This is a genomic window from Corynebacterium faecale (assembly GCF_030408735.1).
In the GTDB taxonomy this organism is placed as follows: Bacteria; Actinomycetota; Actinomycetes; order Mycobacteriales; family Mycobacteriaceae; genus Corynebacterium; species Corynebacterium faecale.
Map to the genome: position 1 here is coordinate 2,009,058 of NZ_CP047204.1, position 16,252 is coordinate 2,025,309.

General features: G+C 61.4%; 13 protein-coding genes. All 13 read right to left on the reverse strand.

Translation table 11 applies throughout. The features are described 5' to 3' along the window. Positions 1–63: 63 nt before the first annotated feature. Positions 64–3,228 carry an isoleucine--tRNA ligase gene (gene ileS, locus CFAEC_RS09160; protein WP_290276196.1) on the reverse strand — a complete coding sequence of 1,055 codons (3,165 nt, stop codon included), beginning with the start codon at positions 3,226–3,228 and terminating at the stop codon, positions 64–66. Positions 3,229–3,637: 409 nt separating this feature from the next. Further along, entirely contained in the window at positions 3,638–3,841 is a 204-nt protein-coding gene (locus CFAEC_RS09165; protein ID WP_290276197.1) for a hypothetical protein, read from the reverse strand. 193 nt (positions 3,842–4,034) lie between these two features. Then, positions 4,035–5,102: a DivIVA domain-containing protein gene (locus CFAEC_RS09170; protein ID WP_290276198.1), complete on the reverse strand. Its 1,068-nt coding sequence runs from the start codon at positions 5,100–5,102 to the stop codon at positions 4,035–4,037. A gap of 562 nt (positions 5,103–5,664) precedes the next feature. Continuing rightward, positions 5,665–5,955: a YggT family protein gene (locus tag CFAEC_RS09175; RefSeq protein ID WP_290276200.1), complete on the reverse strand. Its 291-nt coding sequence runs from the start codon at positions 5,953–5,955 to the stop codon at positions 5,665–5,667. 379 nt (positions 5,956–6,334) lie between these two features. After that, positions 6,335–6,799, reverse strand: coding sequence for a cell division protein SepF (locus CFAEC_RS09180; protein WP_290276202.1), 465 nt, complete (start codon positions 6,797–6,799; stop codon positions 6,335–6,337). 76 nt (positions 6,800–6,875) lie between these two features. Beyond that, positions 6,876–7,580, reverse strand: a complete 705-nt coding sequence (locus CFAEC_RS09185) for a YggS family pyridoxal phosphate-dependent enzyme (RefSeq protein ID WP_290276204.1) — start codon at positions 7,578–7,580, stop codon at positions 6,876–6,878. After that, a complete protein-coding gene (gene pgeF, locus CFAEC_RS09190) occupies positions 7,577–8,335 on the reverse strand; it encodes a peptidoglycan editing factor PgeF (RefSeq protein ID WP_290276205.1) in 759 nt (252 codons plus the stop codon). The genes CFAEC_RS09185 and pgeF overlap by 4 nt, the downstream gene beginning before the upstream one ends. Positions 8,336–8,360: 25 nt before the next feature. Next, positions 8,361–9,656: a cell division protein FtsZ gene (gene ftsZ, locus CFAEC_RS09195; RefSeq protein ID WP_290276207.1), complete on the reverse strand. Its 1,296-nt coding sequence runs from the start codon at positions 9,654–9,656 to the stop codon at positions 8,361–8,363. Positions 9,657–9,886: 230 nt separating this feature from the next. After that, positions 9,887–10,555, reverse strand: a complete 669-nt coding sequence (locus CFAEC_RS09200) for a cell division protein FtsQ/DivIB (protein ID WP_290276209.1) — start codon at positions 10,553–10,555, stop codon at positions 9,887–9,889. Positions 10,556–10,560: 5 nt separating this feature from the next. Next, positions 10,561–11,940, reverse strand: a complete 1,380-nt coding sequence (gene murC / locus CFAEC_RS09205) for a UDP-N-acetylmuramate--L-alanine ligase (RefSeq protein WP_435384284.1) — start codon at positions 11,938–11,940, stop codon at positions 10,561–10,563. 135 nt (positions 11,941–12,075) lie between these two features. Then, positions 12,076–13,158, reverse strand: a complete 1,083-nt coding sequence (gene murG / locus CFAEC_RS09210; protein ID WP_290276210.1) for an undecaprenyldiphospho-muramoylpentapeptide beta-N-acetylglucosaminyltransferase — start codon at positions 13,156–13,158, stop codon at positions 12,076–12,078. A gap of 30 nt (positions 13,159–13,188) precedes the next feature. After that, positions 13,189–14,817, reverse strand: coding sequence for a peptidoglycan glycosyltransferase FtsW (locus CFAEC_RS09215; RefSeq protein ID WP_290276212.1), 1,629 nt, complete (start codon positions 14,815–14,817; stop codon positions 13,189–13,191). Between the two features lie 10 nt (positions 14,818–14,827). Next, complete coding sequence (gene murD / locus CFAEC_RS09220) at positions 14,828–16,246, reverse strand: UDP-N-acetylmuramoyl-L-alanine--D-glutamate ligase (RefSeq protein ID WP_290276214.1); 1,419 nt, start codon at positions 16,244–16,246, stop codon at positions 14,828–14,830. Positions 16,247–16,252: the final 6 nt, after the last annotated feature.

Genomic DNA, 16,252 nt, shown 5'->3' on the forward strand with positions numbered 1-16,252 from the left:
AACCCCGCTGAATACACAGCGGGGTTGCTTAAAACCGGGTTGAGCCTTGGCTCAGGCCTTGGTTTAAGCCTTGACGACGCTGGCGGTCACGCCCTTCAGCACCTCGTGGGCGCCGTCACCGAGATCGCTCTCAACGACCTCGAATGAGGTGGCCAGCACCTCGCCGGCAATGTGCTCGGCATGACGTCCGGCCCACTCCAGCTTCTCAGCCGGAACAGACAAGGTCACGCTGATGCGGTCAGAGACCTCGAAGCCGGAGGACTTGCGGGCATCCTGCAGACCACGGATGACATCTGCTGCCCAACCTTCAGCCTCAAGCTCAGGGGTGAGCTCCATGTCGAGGACAACCAGGCCGTCCACGTCATCGATCTGGGCGGTGGAATCAGGGTTCGCAGCCACCAGACGCTCGGTGAACTCACCCTCCTGCAGCTCAATGCCATCAGCCACCACTGCAGCACCAACTCGCTCGTAGTTGCCAGCCTTCACGGCCTTGATCACACGCTGCACGTCCTTGCCCAGACGTGGGCCCGCCACCTTGGCGTTCACCACAACCTCGAAGGTGCCCACGGAATCCACGTCAGAGGTCAGTTCCACATTCTTGACGTTGACTTCATCACGGATGATGGACAGGAAATCATTCAGGCGCTCGGAGTCCGGCAGAGCCACGGTCAGGTTCGGCAGTGGCAGACGGTTACGCAGCTTGTGGGACTTGCGGATGGAGGACGCGGCGGAGCAGACGCCACGGATCTCATCCATGGTGCGGACCAGTTCCGGATCAGCCGGGAAGCTGTCTGCGGATGGGAAGTCCGTCAGGTGGATGGAACGCTCGCCGGTCAGACCACGCCAGATGACCTCAGTGGTCATCGGCAGCAGGGGCGCTGCCACGCGGGTCAGGGTCTCCAGCACGGTGTAGAGGGTGTTGAAGGCCTCAGGGTGTGCCTGGTCACCAGCCCAGAAACGGTCGCGGGAGCGACGCACGTACCAGTTGGTCAGTGCGTCACAGAACCAGCGGACCATGTCGCAGGCACGGGCGATATCGGTGGCGTCAAGCGCTGCGGTGACATCGGCCACCAGCTCATGCAGCTTGGCCAGGATATAGCGGTCCAGCACGTCAGTGGAATCCACGGACCAGGTGGCCTTCTTGGAGGCATACAGCTGGAGGAAGGAGTAGGCATTCCACATCGGAAGCTGCGCCTGACGCACACCCTCACGGATGCCCTTCTCCGTGACGATCAGGTTGCCGCCACGCAGAATCGGGGAACTCATGAGGAACCAGCGCATGGCATCGGAACCATCGCGGTCAAAGACCTCATTCACGTTCGGGTAGTTGCCCTTGGACTTGGACATCTTCAATCCATCATCACCCAGAACGATGCCGTGGGCGACAACCTTCTTGAACGCGGGACGGTCAAACAGACCGACAGACAGCACATGCAGCAGGTAGAACCAGCCGCGGGTCTGGCCGATGTACTCCACGATGAAGTCGGCTGGTGAGTGGGTATCAAACCAGTCCTTGTTCTCGAATGGGTAGTGAACCTGGGCGAACGGCATGGAACCGGAATCAAACCAGACATCCAGCACATCCGGCACACGGCGCATGGTGGACTTACCGGTCGGGTCATCCGGGTTCGGGCGGGTCAGCTCATCAATGTAGGGGCGGTGCAGGGACTCCGGGCGGACGCCGAAATCAGCCTCAAGCTCATCTAGGGATCCATAGACATCCGTGCGTGGGTACTCTTCGCTGTCCGATACCCACACCGGCAATGGTGAACCCCAGTAGCGGGAACGGGAGATGTTCCAGTCGCGGGCACCCTCCAGCCACTTGCCGAACTGTCCGTCACGGATGTGTGCCGGCATCCATTCGATGTCCTGATTGACCTCGACCATGCGGTCGCGGATCTCGGTGACGTTGACGAACCAGGAAGGCAACGCCATGTAGATCAGCGGTTCGCCGGAGCGCCAGGAGTGCGGGTAGGAGTGCTCGATGGTCTGATGGCGGAGCACCCGGCCCTTCGCCTTGAGATCCTTGATGATGTCCTTGTTGGCATCAAAAACCAGCTGGCCTTCGTACTCCGGGGTCAGGGAGGTGAACTTGCCATCCATGTCGACCGGGATAACCGGATCGATGTTGGCGGCGTTACACACGAACATATCGTCCTCACCGAAGGCAGGTGCCTGGTGGACGATACCGGTGCCGTCTTCGGTGGTGACATAGTCCGCGCCGAGGATCTGGAAGGCATTGGGCTGGTCACGGAAATAATCAAAGACCGGATCATAGGTCAGTCCGATGAGCTCAGTGCCCGGGTGCTCGGAAATGATCTGGGCATCTGTTCCCAGTTCCTTGGCGTAGGCACCAACCAGGTCCTTGGCCAATAGGAGCTTCTGACCTGCGAAACCATTCTCCCCGTCTTCTGCGACCTCAACGAGTGCGTAGGTGACAGCCGGGTTGACCGCGAGCGCCAGGTTGGAAGGCAGGGTCCACGGGGTGGTGGTCCAGGCGATGGCCTTGGTGCCGATGAGGTCAGCGTTGGCGTCGGTGCCGTCAAGCTTGCCGGTGATCGGCATGGTGACAGTCAGGGTGGGATCCTGACGCAGCTTATAGGAATCATCCAGGCGGGTTTCCTGGTTGGACAGCGGGGTGTGCTCAGCCCAGGAATACGGCAGGACACGGAAGCCCTGGTAGATCAGACCCTTGTCATACAGTTCCTTGAACGCCCAGATCACGGACTCCATGTAGGAGAGATCCATGGTCTTGTAGCCGTTCTCGAAGTCCACCCAGCGGGCCTGGCGGGTGACGTACTCCTCCCACTCCTTGGTGTACTGGAGGACGGACTTGGCGCAGTAGTCATTGAACTGAGCCAGGCCCATGGCCTCAATCTCGCCCTTGTCCTTGATGCCGAGCTGCTTCTCCGCCTCCAGCTCCGCCGGCAGTCCGTGGGTATCCCAACCGAAGACACGTGGGACACGGTAGCCGCGCATGGTCTGGTAACGCGGGACAATGTCCTTGACGTAACCGGTCAGCAGATGACCGTAGTGTGGCAGACCATTCGCAAACGGAGGTCCGTCATAGAAGACGTAGTCCTCGGCGTCGTCGCGCTGGTCGATGCTGGCCTGGAAGGTGTCGTCCTTCTTCCAGTACTTGAGTACGTTTTCTTCCATCTCTGGAAAACGGGAGGATCCACCGGTCATGTCGATCTGTGGGTAAACTCCGCCAACGGCTTCAGTCATGAGTGTCGGTCCCTTATCCTTCGCGCAAGTGTCTGTGTGGTTCTACTACTTGCGGGGACGCACCCAAACTGGGAACGCGGTACCACCCTGCTTGAATCGCCATCAACCACGCCTTGAGCCGGGTGAGGGGCAATTCCACTTAATTTCAAGAAGGTCTGTCACGGTCCCACCCGACCGGTTCTACTGGGTCCTCTCATTCCTGCAACGATGCTGGATGATGAGACTGTTCTTCCGGTGAGACTCCCCGGTGATGGCCGGATCATAATCTTCACTCCCCCGCGACTGCAGTGTTGACGGCAGAAACGGTGGAGCGACTGTGGCTCAGTATAGCGCACCCCCACCGGATTACCTTCTCGAGCAGAGCATGGCCTGACGCACAACCCCACCCATGCACCGAGAGCATTACGCGTCAGTCCTGCCGGGATCCTTTGACACGCTGACTCTTTCCCGACCGCCCCGCCTGGCGCGTCCGCCACTCGTCGATACCGAAGCAGAGGAGCCCGGCACTCACCGTGAGAATCAACAGCCAGGTCCAGATCTGGGAATCAGACAGAACCGTCACCACCAGCAGGATGAAGCCGATAGCGGAGAGAACGATGGCGGCGATGAACATGGCTTCCTGGTGGGGATGAGAGTGGGTGTGGGCTTGAGCTTGAGGTTGGTCTTGGGGAAGGTAACGCGAGGCAGAAGAAAAGACGCAGCCGGGTGGCTTGAGAAACCAGTACTCCCGGGCCACCTCGTTTCTTGAAAAACGAGGGCCCGGGAGTCCGGATACTGCTGTGATATGAACTGTTAAGGGCTGTGCCTTATGAGTTCTGATCTCCGGAGTTGTTGTTGGAGTTACCCATCGGCGCGGAGGATCCACGTGCGTTGAGCTCCTCGAGCTGGCCCTCCAGAAGGGACTTCAGGCGGGTGCGGTACTCACGCTCGAAGGTCTGCAGTTCCGCGATGCGGATCTCCAGCGCATTCTGCTGTTCCTTGACCGCCGCCATGGTCTCGGTGTGCTTACGCTCAGCGTCGGCCTGCAGGGCGTTGGCCTTGTCCTCTGCCTGACGGATCTGGGCTTCGGCGCGGGAGGTGGAGTCGGCGATGGTGGCTGCGGACTTCTTCTCGGCTTCTGCGACCAGGCTCTTGGCGTGAGCGTCGGCCTCGGAGATCTGCTTCTTGGCGCGTGCGTCCGCCTCCGACAGCTGCTTCTCTGCGCGCTGACGTGCTTCCTCGAGAGTCTTGTTGGAGGTTTCGTTGGCTTCGGAGATCTGAGTCTCGGCTGCCTCACGTGCCTCATCCAGCATGGACCGGGACTCTGCCTGGGCATCGGAGGTCAGGCGGTCTGCCATCTCCTGTGCAAGGCCGAGGACCTTGGCTGCCTGCATGTGGGTGTCAGCGGTGGCAACACTACTGACGGCCGGTGCGGCAGCTGCTGCGGCAGGAGCGGCGGAACCTGACTTGGATGCAGCCTGCGCCTTGGTGGCCTCTTCACGGGCAGCCTTGGCCTCAGCCTGCGCCTTGGTCAGCTGATCCTGCGTGGCCTTGGCGTCGTTCTGTGCCTTGGTGGCGGCCTTCTGGGCATCCTCAAGCTTGGTCTTGTACTCGGAGCGGATCTTCTCTTCGATCTCGCGGCGCAGTGCAGACTCGTCGACGCTCTTGGAAGCAGCACCGGTGGTGGTAGCTGCCCCAGCGGAAGAACCATCCTTCAGCTGAGCCTCGAGCTCCTCAACGCGCTGACCAAGGTCATCATTTTCTTCCTGGAGCTGAGCGAGGGTGTCCTCGACAAGATCCAGGAACTGATCAACCTCATCCTCGTTGTAGCCACGCTTGCCGATCGGCGGCTTACTGAAAGCGACGTTATGCACATCAGCTGGAGTCAACGGCATTAGCGGATTCCCTTCGATTTAACGGTGGCCCCAGGCATGGGCCGGGACTCGGTCACAGGAATCTCCCACGACCGGAATTTCCATTTATCTTACTGTCCTTCACACGTGATTGTATCCAGCAACCCATTTTTCGTCGGTATACGCGCCGGAATACACCGCCGTTTCACCAACCGGCTGACGCATAACCAACCGGAAGCCACTCAAAAAAGAAACAAACACGACCGAGGGCTTACCCTACCCCTTACAGTTACAGAAATGTCATTTGAATGGCGGTTTAACACCATTCCGCTGCATCTCATCACCACGCGGCATAGTCCGCCGGTACCCGACGGGATAAAACCCGGGCGTGCACCGGGCGACACCGAGCAGTCCTACAAAAACTCCGCAGCACCGAAGACAACGGGTGTGCACAAAGGGGGTGATGAGAGCGAAAAACCGCCTGGGTAACGGGCGCCGGGAGGTGCTGTTTCACAGACGGAAGTGGTGAGGGGAGTCGTGGACCCCCGGGCTCCTCAGCCCCCTCAGCCCCCTCATCCCCGCGGTGGGAGACTCACAGAATCCTTTAGAAGGGAATGAAAGTGACCATTATTCGCAGGATCGACAGGATGAAGAACAGGACGATCACCGAGATGTCCAGGCGGATATTTCCCAGGGGCAGGGGCGGAATGAACCGACGCAGCATTCTCACCGGCGGATCTGTCACCATGAAGATCGGCTCCGCCACCACGTAGAACCACTTCGGTGGAGAGAAGGATCGGGAAAATGACTGGATCATCTCAATGACGATGCGTGCGATCAGCACGTACATGTAGATGTCGATGATCCAGGAGATCAAGTATGCAAAGGTACCCACGGGGAAATAGCCTAACTGAACTTTGACTTGGACGGTATAAGGGAGTTTCTCACAACTGCTCCCCTACCGGGAAACCGCTTGAGGTCACGGCAGTGGTACCGCTGGAGGGTGAAGGTGTCCGCACGATAACGCGCTAAGCCGCCAGACAGAAAACCCGCCCACTGGTTGCACCCACACCACCATCGGTTCCGGAGAACCAGTGGAGATGAGTGGGGCGCCAGAGGGCGGGATGTTCTGTGGGGTCGCTGATCACGCTGCACATGAGAGATCCGGTCTTGAGGGATGACGGCACGCAGCTCAAAGAGCCGGCGCGACGTCACCTGCTGACCGTGGAAGACCAGTCACCCTCTGATACCGCCGAGGGTGGAGGAGCCGTGAATTAGCGGATCCGGGCTGCGCGTTCGAGTTCCGAGATGCTGATGTTGGAGGTCTCCGGGGTGATGGCGAAGTTTTCACTGTCCAGCTTCTGCATCTTGCCGCGGAGGGCGAAGCACAGACCTGCTGCAAAATCAACGATGCGACGCGCCTCCTCCCGTGTCAGACGGGACATGTCGAAAATCACTGCATCTCCGTCACGGAAGGCTGCGCCGATTTCCTGGGCATCTTCGAAGGAGTTCAGCCCGACGGTGACAATGGTCGGCTGGTAAGCGCGCGGTGCCGGTGCCGCCTGGGGCGATGCGACAGCAGGCTGCGGGCGGGTGTAACCGTACTCGGAGTCACGGTAGTCGGGCGCATATGCTGCGGTACCTTCATAGCGTGGTTCGTCCTGGTAGTACGCCTCATCAGCATCGGTCTCATATGGTGCGAGCCCGAAGAACTCTTTGGTCTTCTTGATCATGGACATGACGGTTTCCCTTCACCTGGAATGTCGATTATTCATGTGCAGCCTGGGTGTTCCCACACCCACTAACTTTGTGTTCTTACGGTAACGGTCGGCTTCCCAGAATTTCTGTTCCGACACGCACGATTGTGGCGCCGTGGAGAATTGCTTCACGTAGATCACCAGACATACCTGCAGAAAATTCCAGGCGCCTGTCAAAGTGGTGTTCCATACCTGCTAACACTCCCCTGGCCTGGGAAAATGCCGCCTCCACATCCCACCCGAGCGGGGGTACACACATCAACCCCGCGAGTTCGAGATGTGTCGCGGATTCAATGTTCTCCGCAACCTCAACAACACCCGCCGCAGCAACCCCGCCACGCGCCGTGTCACCGTCCAGGCTCAGCTGAATCAGGCAGGGAAGCTTGTCGACGCTCCGGTCGCCACGCTCCAGGGCAAGTCCGACACCCCGATCGAGGGCATCGGCCAACCGGGGGCTGTCCACTCCGTGGACAGCGGAAGCCCACCGGGCAACCGAGTTGGCCTTCTTCGTCTGGATCTGGCCGATCATGTGGAAATCCATGTCCGGGAACTCAGCCTGTTTGGCCCTGGCCTCCTGTTCCCGATTCTCCCCCACCGCGGTCACGCCCAGTTCGTGGAGAATCCGGATGTCGGTCACCGGATGGAACTTGGTCACGGGCAACAGTGACACGCTCCCGGGAGGGCGACCAGCGTCGGCGGTCGCGTCGTCGATACGCGCTTTAACCTTGTTCAGGCTGGACCTGAGCTCATCGATCCGTGTCACTGGTGTTCTGCCTCCTGAGGGTTGGCTGGGAGCCAGACAACGCCGGCCTGGCGCCCGGTGGTGCCCTGCCTGCGGTAGGAGAAGAAATCCTCATCCTCAATGGTGCAGCGTGGATCCGAGTCGATCATCTGGACCCCCAGGCTGAGTAGCTGGCGGAGCAGACCTGCCCGCACATCGATCCCGGTGGTGCCCTTGGTGGTGCGGGCGAGGGATCCCGGGAGTTTCGTCTCCACGTCGCGGGCCATCTCCTCGGGCACTTCATAGTTCTTACCTGAAGCAGCAGCTCCCATGAGGGCATGGATATTTGCCGGGGTGGCACCGAGTTCCACCATCTTCTCCACGGTCTTCTTCACAATGCCGTTGCGCGCGCCCATCCGACCGGCATGGACGGCGGCGATGACACCTGCGTGAGTATCAGACAGTAGAACGGGGACACAATCCGCCACCAGAACCGCCAAGGCGAGTTCCCGCTGGGTGGTCACCAGCGCGTCGGTCGCCTCGATCGGGCCGCCGTCCGCGGTGGGGCCGTCCACCACGGTCACCGTGTTCGAGTGGATCTGCTCCATGTAGATCACGCGGCTGGTATCCAACCCGATGATGCCTGCAAGGCGCTGCCGGTTGGTGGCTACATGACCGGGATCATCACCCACATGGTCACCCAGGTTGAAAGAGTCGAACGGGGATGGCGAAACCCCGCCAGCGCGGGTCGTGAAGACCTTGCGGACGGGGCGTGTGCGTGGGTCAAGACTGTCCATGACCTACAGTCTATTCCCCCATGTTCTAACGAAGGAAGCTGGGGACATCCAGATCATCATCGCCGTCGTCGCGGCGTGGCTCGCGGCGATCATCACGGCGGTCGTCGCGGTGCTCGTCACGACGCTCATCACGACGGTAATCGCGGTCGTCACCGCCGCGGGTGAACAGGCCGCCGGAACGGCTGTCATCAATGCGGTGACGGGCACCGGCGGACCGGGACTCATAGGGATCAGACTCGCGGGCACCACCGAAGATGGATTCGTTGGACGGTGCCGGGGTGGCCTCCTGGTTACCTGGAGCCGGCGCCGGGGTGGCGTCCTGGTTCGAGGGAGCGGATGCCTCGACAGAGCGGCGCTCATGGGATGCGCTGGCGCGTGCGGCATCGAATCCGGTGGCGATGACGGTGACGCGGACCTCATCACCCAGGTTGTCATCGATGATGGTGCCGAAGATCAGGTTGACGTCCTCATCGGAGCGTTCGCGGACCATGGAGGCAGCCTGGTTGACTTCCATCAGGCCGAGGTCAGAACCGCCTGCGAAGGAGAGCAGGACACCGGTGGCGCCGTCCATGGTGGCTTCCAGAAGTGGAGAGTTGATGGCCTGTTCGGTGGCCGTGACCACCCGGTTGTCACCGCGTGAGGAACCCACACCCATGAGGGCGGATCCGGCTTCGGACATGACAGAGCGGACGTCGGCGAAGTCCACGTTGATCACACCCGGGATGGTGATGAGGTTGGTGATACCCTGCACACCGTTGTGCAGAACCTCATCGGCGGCGCGGAAGGCCTCCATCATGGACAGGCTGGAATCGCCCAGTTCCAGGAGTCGATCGTTCGGAATGACGATGAGGGTGTCACAGACTTCCTTGAGCGCCTCGATGCCCTCTTCCGCCTGGCGGGTACGACGACGGCCCTCGAATTCGAAAGGCTTGGTCACCACACCGATGGTCAGTGCGCCCATCTTCTTGGCGATACCCGCCACGACCGGAGCAGCACCGGTTCCGGTGCCGCCACCCTCGCCGGCGGTGACGAAGACCATGTCCGCGCCCTTGATCGTCTCCTCGATCTCATTCTTGTGGTCCTCCGCGGAGGTGCGTCCCACCTCTGGGTTGGCACCCGCACCAAGGCCACGGGTGGCCTCGCGTCCGATGTCCAGTTTCACATCGGCGTCGGAGAACATGAGGGCCTGTGAATCGGTGTTCACCGCGATGAACTCCACGCCCTTGAGGCCTTCTTCAATCATGCGGTTGACGGCGTTGACTCCGCCGCCGCCCACGCCGACGACCTTAATCTTGGCGAGGTAGTTGTTCGGTGAGGTCATGGTCGATGTCTCGCCTTTCGAGGGGTTGGTGCTTGTCAGTCACAATTTTTTTATTCTAAATTTCTCTGGCCTTCGCCGCGGATCATGCTTGATCCCCGGACGAAATCCGACTGTCTTACATAATGAGTGAAAACGGCTCAGAAATGTCGGACATTCGGCGGCGGCGTGTCGCCACCCTCAACCACTACTTTAGGGTTGATGAGGTGCGGAAACGTTCCCGCCCCGCCACTCTAGCGGACAGTCACCATCGACGGTGAGCTGATGTTCCACTGCTGCCCTCCACGGTTGATCACGGTGGACATCGCCACCGCCTTGGCATAATTATCCTCCGATGAGCCCCAGTAGATTTCACGCCCGTCGGTGAGGCGCAGCATCACGTCAAACTGGTCCGGAGCGTCGATGGACGCCACCGCATCCTTCAGCGGGGGATCATAATCACCGAGGGTGGTGACGATGTCGATCACCGCAGGAAGTACATCGGGGTCATCCTCACTGGTGCCGGTGACCTCCACCGTTCCGAAGGGGGGTTCTCCGATGATGATCGGCAGGCCATCGGAATCGATGATGTGATCACCATCAACCCGGCTGACAAACACCACCGCTTCGCGTTCGGTCAGGATGATCTCCACGGAGGATGGAGGATTCCGGTTGACGGTGACAGATTTGACCCACGGCAGATCGGCTATGGCTTGTGCCGCGCCGGCGACATCAATCCGGAGGAGATTATCACCGCTGCCAATCCCGGAGACCTCCTCCGCCACCTCAGTATCGGTGCGGACGGCACCGGTGAATTCAATGGAGTTGACCTTGAACACCGGAACCAACCACGCGACAGCCACTGCAATCGCCACCAGTGCCACTACCCCCAGGGTTACCAAGGTGATGACTTTCTTCGACATCGTGGTTATCCCTGCAACCGGGCGAGGATCTCCGGGGCGAGCATGGTCACGGACCCCGCACCCATGGTGAGGATGAGATCACCCGGGCCGGCGATCTCCGCGACGCGGTCTGGAACAGCACTGAAGTTCGCCTCGTAGACCACGGGAATGGTCATCTTGTCAGTGACCACGCGGGAGGTGACCCCCTCCACCGGCGTCTCCCGGGCGGCGAAGATATCCAGCACCACAGCCGAATCCGCAAGGGAGAGCGCCTCCGCGAACTCTGCGGTGAATTCCAGGGTGCGGGAGTACAGGTGTGGCTGGAATACCACGATCACACGGCCTGTCCCCGCTGCCTCCACGCGCTCACGCGCCGCACGTACAACCGCCTCCACCTCGGTCGGGTGATGGGCGTAGTCGTCATAGATGGTCACATCACGGTAGTTACCCTCGGCGATGGTGCCGTGGTATTCAAATCGGCGGCGGACACCGGAGAAATCACTCAAACCTCCGGCGAGTTTCTCCACGTCCGCACCGACCAGATAACCGGACAGAAGCGCAGCTGCGCCGTTGAGCACCATGTGATCACCGGGGATCTGCAGGGTGACCTCAAGGTCATGACCATCCAGGTTGATGAGGGCGCGGGTGCCTTCAGCAACCACCCAGGTCTTGAGCACAGTTGCTTTGGAAGGGACGGTGGGGTGGGCTGCAGCTGCTCCGGTGGTGCCGTATCCCACGACATTGATACCCCGTGCAGCGGCGCGCTCCCCCAGTGCCGCAGCGTGGGCATCGTCCAGGCAGACCACGAGGGTGCCACCGGGAATGATGCGTGCCGCGAAATCATCAAAGACCTGGAAATAGGCCTCATGGGTCTTGAAGAAGTCGAGGTGATCCGGCTCGATATTGGTCACCACGGCGATCTCCGGGCTGTACCTGAGCAGTGATGCATCGGATTCATCAGCCTCTGCCACGAAAACATCACCGGTGCCCTGGTGCGCGTTGGTTCCCGCCTTGTTCAGCTGACCGCCGATGGCGAAGCTGGGGTCCATGGCAGCGGCCTGGAGTGCCACCACGGCCATTGATGTGGTGGAGGTCTTGCCATGCGTTCCGGCGATCAGGACCTGGCGGTGGCCTTCAAGCAGCTCACCGAGCAGATCCGAACGACGGATGACCGGGATGTTTTCCTCGCGGGCGCGGATGAGTTCCGGGTTGTCCTGCGGGATGGCCGCAAACGAGGTGACCACGACGGTGGGGAGTTCCCCGGAGAGCTCCAGGTTCTCCGGAGCATGGCCGACGGCGATCTTGGCCCCCACCGCACGCAGTGGCAGCAGGGTGCGGGAATCCTTGGCATCGGATCCGGTGACTGTTTTGCCCCGGGCGAGCAGGATCCGCGCGACGCCTGACATCCCCGCACCGCCGATACCGATGAGGTGGACCCTGGAGAGGTCAATGGCTTGGTGTGCGGAATTGGTGTTGGTCACCTGGTCAATCCTCGTCTTTCATCAATGAACTCATGAAGTGTAGTGATACTTGATTAAAGCTTATTGTCCGACGGCGTCCGCAATGAGTTGAGCGATAACCCCGGCGGCGTTTCCCACTGTGGATGACCTGGCTGCGCGCGCCATCTCATCGTAGGTGGTGGAATCACCGAGGATCCTGCGGACCTCGGACACGAACCGCTGCGGGGTCAGCTCGGCGTCTTCCACCAGGATGGCGGCACCAGCATCGATGACAGCACGCGCATTCAGCGCCTGTTCACCATTTCCGTGGGGCAGCGGAACATAGATGGCCGGAATTCCGGAGGCCGTCACTTCCGCCACGGTCATCGCACCGGAGCGACAGACGATGAGATCGGCCGCAGCATAGGCGGCCTGCATGTCCTCGATGAAGGGCACCGGGGTGTATCCCGGACGCGCCTCGGGAAGAGGATTCTTCTTACCCACAGCGTGAACCACCTGGTAACCATCACCCAGGAGCTCATCCAGGGATGCCACCACCGTGGCGTTCACACTCACTGCCCCCTGCGAACCTCCGGTGATCAAAATGGTGCGGCGATCAGCCTCCAGGTTCCACTGCGCACGGGCACGCTCAACCGCTGTTTCATCGTGGCCCCCGCCGAGTTCCGCCCGGATCGGAATGCCCACCACCTCACCGGGCATCCCGGATTCCGCCACGGCATTGAGTCCGGTTCCACCCAGCTTCGCACCCAGTTTGTTGGCCATTCCCGCCCTGGCGTTGGCTTCGTGGACAAAAAACGGGATACCCAGGGACCGCGCCGCCATGTAGGCCGGAGCGGAGACATACCCGCCGAAACCAGCGACTGCCTGCGCACCGGTCTCCTTCAGAATCCGACGGGTCTGCTGCAGAGCCTTGAACACCCGGAAGGGCAGTTTCACCAGATCCATGTTGGGCTTGCGTGGCATGGGTACCGGTTCAATCAGGTGGAGTTCGAAGCCACGTTCAGGAACCAGCGAGGTCTCCAGTCCCCGGGCGGTGCCAAGTGCTGATACGGAAGCCCCGTGGGTGTCCCGCAGTGCTTCTGCCACCGCAAGAGCGGGTTCAATGTGTCCGGCGGTGCCACCGCCTGCAACCACCACGGAAAAGGGCGCATTGGATGAGCTCATCTGAGCATTGTCTCCTACCTGTACGAACGATTATCGGCGGTAGCGTGAATCTCGACCGGAACCATCCCGGCGGGGATCACCGGTTCCGGAACCACCCCTGGCGGAGTCTCTCCTCCGGCGGGGATCTGTAGTGGATGAACGGGAGGTTCTGCTACCGCCTTCCCGTTTCTTGACGCTACCAGTTGAGCTGGAGGCGGATCGGGAACCTGTGGCTGTGGAGCGTCGTGATGTCACCGGAGCACCGAAACGCTCCTGAGCATCCGCCCCGCGTCGACCTGCTGACCGTGCCCCGGATTCACCCTGGCCGCGTTGGCCGCGGTCCCGGATGTTCCCCGTGGTGACGCTGCTGCGGGGTTCAGGCAGCATGAGGAGCCTGTCCACCACCGGCCGTCCGTAGGAGGCCATCGCGGAGACGGATTCCGGTTCATGCCGGGCACAGTTGGCCAGGAGTCCCATGGATGCCAGCGTGATGATCGCCGAGGTACCACCGGCGGAGATCATCGGGAGCTGGATACCCGTGACCGGCAGCAGTCCCACCACATAACCGATGTTGATGAACGCCTGGGACACCACCGCCGCGGTGAGGGTGGCGGCCATAAGACCGAGGAAGGGATCCCGGCTCCGGCGTGCGGTGCGCAGTCCGAAATACAACAAGGTGGCAAAGAGGCCGATGACAAAAGCGCCACCGAGCAGACCCAGTTCCTCGCCGATGATGGCGAAGATGAAGTCATTCTTGGCCTCCGGGAGATAGAACCACTTGGCGCGGGACTGCCCCAACCCCACCCCGAGCGCGGATCCGTCCGCCAGGGAGAGGAACCCCTGATAGGACTGGAAGGCCGTTCCGCGGGTGTCATGGAAGTTGCCGAAGAGGGCATCGAAGTAGACGCTGAAACGGTTGGATCGGAACCCACCCCCCAGGGCCATGGCGGCCAGACCAGCAAGGACGGCGATGCCGGCCAGGACCAGCCATCCCAGTGCCACTCCGGCGAACAGCAGCATGAACATCACCACCACCATGAAGGACATTGCCATGCCTGCATCACCCTCCAGGAGGATCAGTGTGCCCATGCCGATTCCCACCGCGGCGAACCGGGAGTAGTGGTTGTTGAACCAGTGTGTGGTGGGTCCCCGACCTGCCAGGTAGTGCGCACCCCAGACGGCGATGGCGACCTTGGCGATCTCAGATGGCTGGAACCTGATCGGCCCGAGTGCGATCCAGGACTGCGAACCCACTTCTTCCCGGCCCGTTCCGATACCGGGGATCTGCACCGCGATCAGCAGGAGAATGGAGACCACCAGCAACAGCGGAGCCAGATTTCTGATGGTCTGGGGCCGCAGTCGGAGCACCACCCACATGGCGACGAAACCTGCGACGATCATCACCGCCTGACGCACCGCGGTGCTCCAGACCTGACCGCCCTCCTGGAGGGACCAGGTCATCGATGATGAGTAGACCATCACCACGCCCAGGCTGGAGAGCAGAATGACGGTGAACAGGATCATGATGTAATCCGCCAGCGGGCGTGAGAGAACATCATTCCAGGCGTTGGAGATCCGTTCCCGGAGCCCCAGCCCCGCACGGGAACCTGCCGCGGGACTCGCGGTGCCTGTGGACTTTCTCGGAGCCCGGGGTTTCCCTGATGCGCTGCTGGTGGTCATTGGTCCCGACCTACTCTTCCTTCTGTCCCTCGATTGTTGTCAGTACTGCCTCGGCGAAGATATCGCCACGTTGCCCCATCCCCTTGTACATGTCCAGGGAGGCCGCAGCCGGAGCCAGGAGGACGGAGTCACCCGGGGTAGCGAGCGCGAACGCCTGTGCCACGAGTTCCTCCATCGCTCCCACCGGGTCGGTGAGATCGGTGACGTGCACCGACGCCGCCGGTGCATGCTGGTCCAGGGCGGTGACGATCTCGGCCCGATCCACACCCAGCACGAGGGCAGCCTTGAGTCGGGAGGCGTGCGCGCTCACCAGATCGGAAATATCCGTTCCCTTGAGCTGTCCACCCACGATCCAGATCACGGACTCCTTCCCCGCCAGTGCGGAATCAGCGGCGTGAGGATTGGTGGCCTTGGAATTATCGATGAATTCCACACCGTTGTTCACCGCCACCACCTGACCACGGTGGCCTGATACTTCAAAGGTTGCCAGAGCGTCCGCGATGGCTTCGGCCGACACGCCCTGTGATCGGGCGATGGCTGCTGCCGCCAGTGCATCGAGGACACCAGCCGGGCCGGAGGGGTTGATCCCGTGGGCGGGTCCCATCACCAGGTTGGCGGCGAAGGTATTGTCCACCAGCTGGCCATTGTCCACACCGAGCTGGCGGTTCGCCGGTTGACCCAGGGTGAAACCAATCAGGTTATCCAGTGCCAGTTCCGTGGTCAGATCCACCAGGTACCCATCGTCAGCACCGATGACCGCAACCGGTGCGGCGAGCACCCTGGTTTTGGCCAGGGCATACTCACGGAAGGAACCATGCCAGTCGATGTGGTCCTCGGCCAGGTTGAGCACCACACCGGCATCGGGGACCAGGGTGGGGGCCCAGTGCAGCTGGAAGCTGGAGAGCTCAACCACCATGACATCCACCCGATCGCGGGCGGTCAGGGCCGCGGACACCGGTACACCGATATTGCCCACGGCCTCGGCGGCATGTCCACCCTGCTTCATCATCGCGGCGAGCATCGCCGTGGTGGTGGTTTTACCGTTGGTGCCGGTGACCACGAGCCAGGTGCGTGGGGCACCGAACACGGCCGCGCGATCGAGGCGCCAGGCGAGCTCAACGTCGCCGATGACCTCAAGACCGTGGGCCGCGGCGTCGATAAGCAGGGGTGTATCCGGGCGCCAGCCCGGTGACGTCACCACGAGGGAGTAGTTGTCCAGCTGGGCGCGGGCGTCAACCGTGCTGGTCACCCCGACGTCAATCAGTTCGATGAGGCGGTGTCGGGATGTTTCGTTGTCATCGGCCACCACCACCTCCAGTCCGAGGTCATGCAGCATTCCGGCGATGCCGAGGCCGGACACCCCGGCGCCGGCAACCAGGATGCGGCCGCGCAGGGGTTCCGGGAGTCCGGAGATGTCAATGGTGGTCATGGTTTC

Bases quoted from the DNA above. Each gene is read 5' to 3' on its own strand.
- ileS (WP_290276196.1), bottom strand. From the start codon at position 3,228: ATGACTGAAGCCGTTGGCGGAGTTTACCCACAGATCGACATGACCGGT.
- CFAEC_RS09165 (WP_290276197.1), bottom strand. From the start codon at position 3,841: ATGTTCATCGCCGCCATCGTTCTCTCCGCTATCGGCTTCATCCTGCTG.
- CFAEC_RS09170 (WP_290276198.1), bottom strand. From the start codon at position 5,102: ATGCCGTTGACTCCAGCTGATGTGCATAACGTCGCTTTCAGTAAGCCG.
- CFAEC_RS09180 (WP_290276202.1), bottom strand. From the start codon at position 6,799: ATGTCCATGATCAAGAAGACCAAAGAGTTCTTCGGGCTCGCACCATAT.
- pgeF (WP_290276205.1), bottom strand. From the start codon at position 8,335: ATGGACAGTCTTGACCCACGCACACGCCCCGTCCGCAAGGTCTTCACG.
- ftsZ (WP_290276207.1), bottom strand. From the start codon at position 9,656: ATGACCTCACCGAACAACTACCTCGCCAAGATTAAGGTCGTCGGCGTG.
- CFAEC_RS09200 (WP_290276209.1), bottom strand. From the start codon at position 10,555: ATGTCGAAGAAAGTCATCACCTTGGTAACCCTGGGGGTAGTGGCACTG.
- murC (WP_435384284.1), bottom strand. From the start codon at position 11,940: ATGTCAGGCGTCGCGCGGATCCTGCTCGCCCGGGGCAAAACAGTCACC.
- murG (WP_290276210.1), bottom strand. From the start codon at position 13,158: ATGAGCTCATCCAATGCGCCCTTTTCCGTGGTGGTTGCAGGCGGTGGC.
- CFAEC_RS09215 (WP_290276212.1), bottom strand. From the start codon at position 14,817: ATGACCACCAGCAGCGCATCAGGGAAACCCCGGGCTCCGAGAAAGTCC.
- murD (WP_290276214.1), bottom strand. From the start codon at position 16,246: ATGACCACCATTGACATCTCCGGACTCCCGGAACCCCTGCGCGGCCGC.